Genomic DNA, 8,732 nt, shown 5'->3' with positions numbered 1-8,732 from the left:
CTCCGGACAGCATCAGGCAGCAGACTCACCCTCACGGCCTTCGTCGTGGTCACGTGCACCTTGGTCGGAGCACATGATCAGACGAAGGCCGCCCCCATATCCGGCGAACCCCCAGGTGAGCGACCCAGTACGAGACACCGTTCGAGGCCGGAAGAAAAAGAACAAGCTAAGAGTGCGCGTCATGACCGTCGGACTCAACCGACGGTGCAGCGAACCGGCCATGGCCCCGCCCGGCCCCGACCACCTGATCGGTAGGCCCGCCGGGTCCGGACTTCCGCAAGACGCGCGTCCGTTGCTGCCCGCGAGGCACGTGAGGGGGCGAATTCCGGCGTGAAGAAAGCCTCGGGCAGATTCTGTCTGCTCGCTGAGGGCCGCTTTTCTTTCGTTGTCGAGCGAAGCCGACCGTCTTTGCGACTGACACGGCCGGTGGCGTGCCGTCCCTCTCCCGATCGGCCGACGCCTTGGCGACGCTTCCGCGACGCAGGCGGATGTCGTAGCCGTGGGCCGGTCTCAGGTCAGAGGTTGGTGATGGGGATCGATCCAGCGGCAGCGGTGTTGTAGTACGTGCACCGGGTGCTGGTGGGACAGGCCCGGCTGGCGGTGCCGACGGTCAGGCTGACCAGGGGGCTGGTGGAGGTCATCGTGCCCACCATGAGGTTGGAGAGCGGGCCGACGTAGGTGGCGTTGATGTCGATCTCGGTGGTGGCCACCAGCCCGTCCTGCGCGTTGTACCACCTCACCTTCCAGTTCGGCACGCTGACGCCGGCCAGGGCGGCGCTGCCGGTGGCGGTGCCGTTGGAGGGCTGCACCTCGCCGTAGACGATCGAGGGGGCGTCGGCGGAGACGCAGCCGTGGTAGATCGACGTGTCGACGTGGGCGGTGTCGGCGGTGAAGTCGACGTCGATCTCGTTGTTGGCGTCCTCGCACACGACTATCGGATTCTCCGGGTCCGCCGCGTGGGCGGGTGTGAGGGTGGCGGCCATGCCCATGGCTGTCAGCGTGCCGACGGACAGAATGGCGGTCAGGCGGTGCATGAGGGTCTCCTGTACTCGGGGTGGACGGACTCACCGGCGGAGCGGCCTCGGGACGGCGCACTCCCGCACCCGGTGGGGAGTGGTCGCCGGCAGCGCTCACGCGGGACGCCGTGCGGCGGGAACCCGTCCTGGACAGCGGGCTGTCGTGTTTTTCGATAGTGACGTCCGGGTGTTCGGTGAGCCATGGCTCATCGGGGCCCGCGCGCACACTGGCCCGAACGCGCGCACCCCGCACGGGGAGCGCACACCCGTGCGCGCGATACCGGGCGGGCCCGGCGGACGGACACCACCCTGAGCGCATGATCTCCGCGAGGCTGGACAGACACCGAGGGCGCGTCCCGCGGGGATCGCGAGGTGAGCCGCGGAGGCCGGGTCAGCGAGTGGGTACCGCCGTCTGATCGGCCGTCGCCTCCAGGTGTCGACCAGGGCGCGGGCGCCGCGGACGGCGACGGCGACGGAGGTCAGGGTCGGGTTGCAGGCGGTGGCGGTGGGGATGACGTTGTTGCCGGCGACCCAGAGGCCGTGGACGTTCCACACCCGGCTGTCACGGTCGCAGACACTGGTGCCGTCGTCGGCGGGGCCCATGCGGGTGGTGCCCTGGTAGTGCAGGGAACTGCCGGCGGGGAGCAGGACGGGGGAGTCGTCCAGCGGGATGCCCACGGCGGCGCCCGCTTCGGCGACGGCCTTCCTGGCCCCTCGATGGCGGCGAGATCGCGGTCGGTGTAGCGGTAGTGGACGCGCGGCGCGGGCAGCCCGTACGCGTCGGCCTAGGTGTCCGAGAACTCCACACGGTCCTCGGGCGTGATGTCCGTGGCGCAGAACCAGCCCAGTCCGACGACGGCACCGGGCGCGACCTCGACGCCCTCGGCGAGCGGCACGGGGGAGGCGGGGGCCGCGACCAGGTCCGCCGCCAGCACGCCCTGCTCCGCTCCCTGACCGGCGGCACCGACCACTCGGCGTCACTTTGATCAGCACCGGAGGCGGCGCGCCTTAAATTCCCCTGAGATTTCGGCCGTCGGGCCCTGTATTCCACACCGGATAATCTGCGCCCGGATCTGCGCCCGGACCAGGAAGACCCGCAGATTATGTCAATTCGAGAACGCCGTCCGTGCGGTTCTGCACAGTTGGACGACGGTCGGACGGTCATCTCGTCTGTATAGAGTTTTCGGCGTTGTTCCCGAAGATCGACGGGGAGGGCGCGCGTGGGGAAGCCCGAGATAGTCGATATCTGGCCACTGACAGCCGTGCAAAAAGGGCTGCTCTTTCACGCGGAATACGATCCGCAGGCCACGGACGTCTACCGGGGTCAGTCGATCCTGGACTTCGAAGGCCCGCTCGACCTGGACCGATTACGGACGGCTGTCCGCACGCTGACACGTCGGCACGCCCCGCTACGGGCCGGTTTCCGGCCCGTAGCGGGTGGCGAAACCGTCCAGGTCGTCCTGCGCGAAGTCGAAGTCCCCTGGACCGAGTCCGACCTCAGCGGCGCGAATGCGGATCAGCGACAACAGGCCATGACGCGGGAATGGCTGCGCCGATTCGACCTTTCCAAGCCACCGCTGATGCGCGTCGCCGTGCTGCGGCTCGGTGAAGAACGCCACCGCGTGCTGCTCACCCTGCACCATATTCTCTGCGACGGCTGGTCGATCGCCACACTCGTCGATGAACTCGTCTCCCTCTACGAGCATGCGGGCAACGATGCTTTTCTGCCGCCGGTAACGCCGTATTCCGCTTATTTGACTTGGCTGGCCGAACAGGACCGCCAGGCCGCCCTCGCGGCCTGGCGGCCGGTGCTGGCGGGAGCGGAACCCACCCTGATCGCGCCCGCCAAGGGAACCCGCGCACCGGTGGACCCGCTCCACGCGCCCGTACGCCTCGACCCTTCCCTGGCCGACGACCTGCGGCAGCAGGCCCGCCGGCTCGGCACGACCATGAACACGCTGATGCGCGCGGCCTGGGGCATCCTGCTCGGCAGGCTGCACGGCCGCGACGACGTGACGTTCGGTGCGACGACTTCCGGCCGGCCGCCGGACGTCCCCGGCATCGACCGGATGGTCGGCATGTTCATCAACACCCTGCCGGTAAGGGCGCGTTGGAACGAACAGGAGTCCCTGGAGTCCTTCCTCGTCCGGCTGTTCGACGAGCAGACCGCGCTCCTCGCCCACGAACATCTCAGCCTGTCGGAACTCCAGCAGCTCAGCGGCTCCCGCGAACTCTTCGACACCCTCGCGGTGTTCCAGAACTTCCCCACCAGGATGGGGCACATCGACGCGTCCAACGCCCGGCCCCTCGGCGACGGTGTGCGGCTGGTAGACGTCACCGGCCGGGACGCCGCGCACTACCCGCTCATCCTGAGCGCCGCGTCCGACAGCCTCCGGCTCACCTACCGGCCCGACCTGTTCGGCCAGGGCGAGATCGCCACCCTCGGCGAGCGCCTGGTGCGAGTGCTGGAACAGGTCGCCGCAGACCCCGCGGTCCCCATGGCCGGGATCGGCGTGATGCTGCGGGGCGAGCGCGAACGGCTCACCGCCGGAGTGAACCTCGGACCCGCGACGAGCGACGAGACGGTCCTCGACGCCTTCGACCGGGTCGTCACCCGCTGCCGCGACCGGGCGGCGATCGTCTGGGGGGACACCAGCCTCACGTACGGCCGACTCGACCGACGGGCGAACGCCGTCGCCCACTTCCTGACCGCGCGGGGCGTGCGCGCCGGGGACCGGGTGACAGTGGCCCTGCCCCCGTCCCCCGACCTGCCGGTCGTGCTCCTCGGCATCGCCAAGGCCGGCGCGGCCGCCGTACCCATCGACCCCGCCTGCCCGGCCGAGCGCGCCGCCACCGTACGCGCGGACGCCACCTCCGTCTTCGACATCACCGAGCCCGACGTCCGCGAGGCCCTCACCGGCGACCGGCCGGACACCCCGCCGCAGGTCAGGCCGGCCGCGAACTGGCCGCTCACCGTGACGTACGCCGTCACCGGCGCGCCGGAGGGCGTCACCCTGACCCACGGCGGGATCGCGGACCTGGCAGCAGACCTCGGCCGGAGCGACGCCGTCACCGGCCGGACGCTCCTGCACAGCCCCCCGGCCTCCGACCCCTCCGGACTCGAGACCTGGCTGCCCCTGCTGAACGGCGGCTGCGTCGTCGTGGCCCCCGAGGGCGCCGACGACGCCGCGACACTGAGCGCACTGATCGCCACCGCGGACCTGACCACCGTCCACCTGACGGCCGACCGGTTCCGCACGCTGGCCCACGAGGACCCGGAGTGCCTGGCCGGCCTGCGGCACGTCCTGACCAGCGGTGACACGGTACCGGCGCAAGCCGTCGCCGAAGTGGCCCACCTCTGCCCCCACCTCGCACTCCACCACCTGCACGGAACCACGGGCCCCACCGTCTGCACGGCCGTTCACACCCTCCCACCCGGCGCGCCCGCCCCCGAGACGCTGCCACTGGGCCGCCCCCGCACAGGCACCGCCCACTACGTCCTCGACGACCACCTCCGCCCCGTACCGGCCGGCACCCCCGGCGAGCTGTACGTCGCGGCAGCCACCGCCCACGGCTACCTCGACCGCCCCGGCCGTACCGCCGCCCGCCTCGTCGCCTGCCCCTTCGGCGGCGGACGCATGTACCGCACCGGTGACCGCGCCCACTGGACCCCCGACGGCGAACTGCGACTCCTCGACCGCACCGCCCCCCACGCAGACCCGGTCACGCCGGGAGAGACCGACCCGGACCAGCCGGTCGGAACCGCCCCGGACCAGCCGGTCGAAACCGACCCGGACCGGGCCACCGAGCCCTCGACGCACACCACGGGCGGGAACCGGACGGCCACCCCGCAGCAGGAGATCCTCTGCTCCCTCTTCGCCCAGGTCCTCCAGATCTCCCACGTCGGACCCGACGACGGCTTCTTCGAATTCGGCGGCGACTCCCTCCTCGCCACCCGGCTCACCAGCAGGGTCCGTACCGTGCTCGGCGTGGAGATGTCCAACCGGATGCTCTTCGAGTCCCCGACCCCCGCCCTGCTGGCCGGCCGCCTCAGCGGCCTGGGCGCCGCACGCCCGGCGGTGACACGGGCGGACGAACGGCCCACCCCGCTGCCGATGTCCTTCGGGCAGCAGCGCACATGGTTCCTCCACCGACTGGCCGGCCCCGCCGGCACCAACAACGTCGTCCTGTGCCTGCGCCTGAGCGGCACCCTCGACACCACGGCACTCCAGACCGCCTGGGCCGACACCGTCGAACGGCACGAGACACTGCGCACGGTCTACGGAGAGACCGACGGCGTCCCCTACCAGAAGGTCCTGACGGACGTGGACGCCCGCCTGACGAGGGCCGACACCGACGAGACCGAACTGGCGGACCTGCTGGCCGCCGAGGCGGACCGGGGCTTCGACCTGGAGTCCGACCTGCCCTGGCGGGTCACGCTCTACGCCACCGCACCGGACGAGCACGTACTGCTGGTGATCGTCCACCACATCGCCGCCGACGGCTGGTCGCTGGGCGTCCTGGCCCGCGACCTGCGCACCGCGTACACGGCCCGACGCGAGGGCCGTACGCCAGGATGGGCCCCGCTGCCCGTGCAGTACGCGGACTTCACCCTGTGGCAGCGAGACCTCCTCCGCGACGAGGAAGACCCCCAGAGCCTCATCGGCGGCCAGATGGCCCACTGGAGGACGGCCCTGGCGGACCTGCCCCGGGAACTGACCCTCCCCACCGACCGGCCGCGCCCGCCGGTCGCCGGCCACCGCGGCGCCAGGCTCACCTCCATCGCCTCCGCCGACACCCACCGGCGGCTGCGGCAGATCGCCCGTGACCACGACGCGACGATGGCCATGGTCACCCAGGCGGCATTCGCGGCACTGCTGTCCAAACTGGGCGCCGGCGACGACATCCCCCTCGGAACACCCGTCGCCGGCCGGGTCGACGAAGCCCTGGACGACCTGATCGGCTACTTTCTCAACACCTTGGTGCTGCGCACCGACCTCAGCGGCGACCCCACCTTCGCCGAACTGCTCACCCGAGTCCGGACGACCGACCTGGCGGCCTACGCCCACCAGGACCTGCCCGTCGAACGCCTGGTGGAAGCACTCAACCCGGAACGCTCCCTGTCCCGGCAGGCCCTCTTCCAGGTCGGCTTCACGTTCCAGAACACCCCCGACAACGGCTTCGACCTCCCCGGACTGACCACCCGACCGGAACCGGTCGCGACCTCGGGCACACAGTTCGAACTGTCGGCACAGATACGCGAACTCCACCGACCGGACGGCACACCCACCGGCCTCGCCTGCGCCCTGGAGTACGCCGTCGACCTCTTCGACGAGAGCACGGCGAGGAAGTTGGCGGATCGGTTCGTCCGGGTGCTGGAGCAGGTCGCGGCCGATCCCGAGGTCCGGCTGAGCGATGTGGATGTGTTGGGTGAGGGCGAGCGGGCGCGGGTGGTGGGGGAGTGGAACGCCACGGCCTTGCCGGTGGCCGATGACCTGCTGCCCGATCTGGTACGGGCACATGTCCAGGGCTCGCCTGACGCTGTTGCGGTTCGGTGTGGCTCGGATGCGGTGTCGTACGCCGAGCTGGAAGCTCGGTCGAATCGGTTGGCGCGGTATTTGCGTGGTGTGGGGGTGGGGCGGGAGTCGCGGGTTGGGTTGTGTCTGCCGCGTGGGGTGGAGATGGTCGTCGGGATGCTCGCGGTGTGGAAGGCGGGTGGGGCGTATGTGCCGCTCGATCCCGCGTATCCCGCTGACCGGCTGGCGTTCATGGTGGCCGACAGTGGTGCGGACGTCGTGGTGTCCGTGTCGGACCTGCTGGTGACAGGCGGGCGGACGGTCCTGCTGGATGAGCGTGCCGAGGCGATCGCCTCCGAGTCTGCTGAGCCGCTGGGCGAGGTGCGGGTGGGGTCGGACGAGTTGGCGTATGTGATCTATACGTCGGGTTCCACCGGGCGTCCCAAGGGTGTGGCGGTCGCTCATCGGGGTGTTGCGAACCTGGCGGCGGCGATGCGTCCCGTGCTCGGCGCGGGTGAAGGGGTCACCACCCTTCAGTTCGCGTCCTTCAGCTTTGACGCGGCTGTTCTGGATGTCGCCGTGACATTGGCCGCCGGTGGCACGCTGGCCATCGCCACGGACGAGGAGCGGGAAGACCCGCAGGCTCTGGCCGAGATGATCCGTGCCTCCGGTGTGTCCGTGGCGAGTGTGGTGCCCTCGCTGCTGGGAGTGCTGGACCCGATGGATCTGCCCGGGGTGGAGAACTGGGTCCTGGGCGCGGAACGGCTGACGGCCGATCTGGCGGCGCGGTGGAGTGCGCGGGCTCGGGTGTGGAACACGTACGGGCCGACCGAGGCGACCGTCATCACCACCGCCACCCATGCACCCGTGGTCGTGGATTCCCGGCCGCCCGCCATCGGCGGCCCGATCGGCAATATGCGCGTCTTTGTTCTCGACGGTTTCCTCCAGCCGGTGCCGGCGGGTGTGGTGGGGGAGGTCTACATCAGTGGTCCCGGTCTGGCCCGTGGCTACATCGGCCGCCCTGACTTGACCGCTGAGCGGTTCGTGGCCTGCCCCTTCGCCCCGGACCAGCGGATGTACCGCTCCGGTGATCTGGCGAAGTGGTCGGCGGACGGGCAGTTGTACTTCGCCGGGCGTGCTGATGAGCAGGTGAAGGTCCGGGGCTTCCGGATCGAGCCGGGTGAGGTCGAGGCGGTGCTGGCCGCTCACCCTGATGTCGGCCAGGCCGCCGTGGTCGTACGCGAGCACCAGCCCGGCGACCAGCGGCTGGTCGGCTACGTCGTCCCCACTGCCGGCGCGGAGAACGTGCAGGGCGACGCCCTGCGGGAGTTCCTTGCCGCCCGCCTGCCTGACTACATGGTTCCGGCCGCCGTGGTGGTGCTGGAGGCCCTCCCGCTCACCCCCAACGGCAAGCTCGACCGCCCTGCGCTGCCTGCCCCCGAGCGTGTTGGCGGCAGCGTGCGGCGTGGTCCGGCGACGCCCACCGAGGAGGTGCTCTGCGGCCTGTTCGCCGAGTTGCTGGGGCTGGAGCTGGTCGGCGGTGACGACGACTTCTTCCAGCTCGGTGGGGATTCGCTGTTGGGGATGCGGTTGTTGGCTCGGATTCGGGCGGTGCTGGATGCGGAGGTGAGTATCCGGGAGTTGTTCGCCGATCCGACGGTGGCCGGGATCGCGCGGCGGTTGGAGGGTGCGGCGGGGCGGTCGCGGGTGGCGTTGCGGGCGCGGTCGCGTCCGGAGGTGGTGCCGTTGTCGTTCGCGCAGCAGCGGATGTGGTTCCTCAACCGGCTGGAGGAGTCGCAGTCGGGTGCGGCGGCGGTGTACAACCTGCCGTTGGCGCTGCGGTTGTCGGGTGAGCTGGATGTGGCGGCTCTGGAAGCGGCGCTGGGTGATGTTGCCGACCGGCACGAGAGCCTGCGCACCGTGTTCCCGAACATGGCGGGCGTACCGGTGCAGCGAATCCTCGGCGGCGCGGAGGCGCGCCCGCCGTTCACGGTGGTGCAGACGTCGGAAAACGAGCTGAAGGACTGGCTCGCCAAGTACTCCCAGCGGGGATTCGATCTTGGCAAGGAACTGCCCTGGCGGGCATGGTTGCTGCGGGTTTCGGTGACGGAGCATGTGTTGTTGGTGGTGACGCATCACATTGCTTCGGATGGTTGGTCGATGGGGGTGTTGGCGCGGGATTTGCGGGTGGCGTATGCGG

At 70.5% G+C, this 8,732-nt stretch carries 4 protein-coding genes; 1 reads left to right on the top strand and 3 read right to left on the bottom strand.

Annotated elements, in window-relative coordinates:
• Positions 1 to 515: 515 nt before the first annotated feature.
• From ACFY32_RS33935 to ACFY32_RS33925, 3 genes are all read right to left on the bottom strand, one after another.
• Positions 516 to 1,034: a hypothetical protein gene (locus tag ACFY32_RS33935; protein ID WP_390676354.1), complete on the bottom strand. Its 519-nt coding sequence runs from the start codon at positions 1,032 to 1,034 to the stop codon at positions 516 to 518.
• Between the two features lie 96 nt (positions 1,035 to 1,130).
• The gene (locus ACFY32_RS33930; protein ID WP_390676353.1) at positions 1,131 to 1,694 is read right to left on the bottom strand and encodes a GMC oxidoreductase; all 564 of its coding nucleotides are present in this window, start codon (positions 1,692 to 1,694) and stop codon (positions 1,131 to 1,133) included.
• 107 nt (positions 1,695 to 1,801) lie between these two features.
• Positions 1,802 to 1,987: a hypothetical protein gene (locus ACFY32_RS33925; protein WP_390676352.1), complete on the bottom strand. Its 186-nt coding sequence runs from the start codon at positions 1,985 to 1,987 to the stop codon at positions 1,802 to 1,804.
• Positions 1,988 to 2,236: 249 nt separating this feature from the next.
• On the opposite strand from ACFY32_RS33925, the gene ACFY32_RS33920 reads away from it, so the two are divergent.
• A partial coding sequence (locus ACFY32_RS33920) for an amino acid adenylation domain-containing protein (RefSeq protein ID WP_390676351.1) occupies positions 2,237 to 8,732 on the top strand: 6,496 nt, incomplete at its 3' end.

The sequence above is a fragment of the Streptomyces sp. NPDC000134 genome (assembly GCF_042899225.1).
In the GTDB taxonomy this organism is placed as follows: Bacteria; Actinomycetota; Actinomycetes; order Streptomycetales; family Streptomycetaceae; genus Streptomyces.
Note: the sequence above shows the minus strand (reverse complement) of the source record. Positions and strands in the feature narration are given on the sequence as shown.

Excerpts from the sequence above, each read along its gene's own strand:
- ACFY32_RS33935 (WP_390676354.1), bottom strand. The coding sequence starts at position 1,034 with ATGCACCGCCTGACCGCCATTCTGTCCGTCGGCACGCTGACAGCCATG.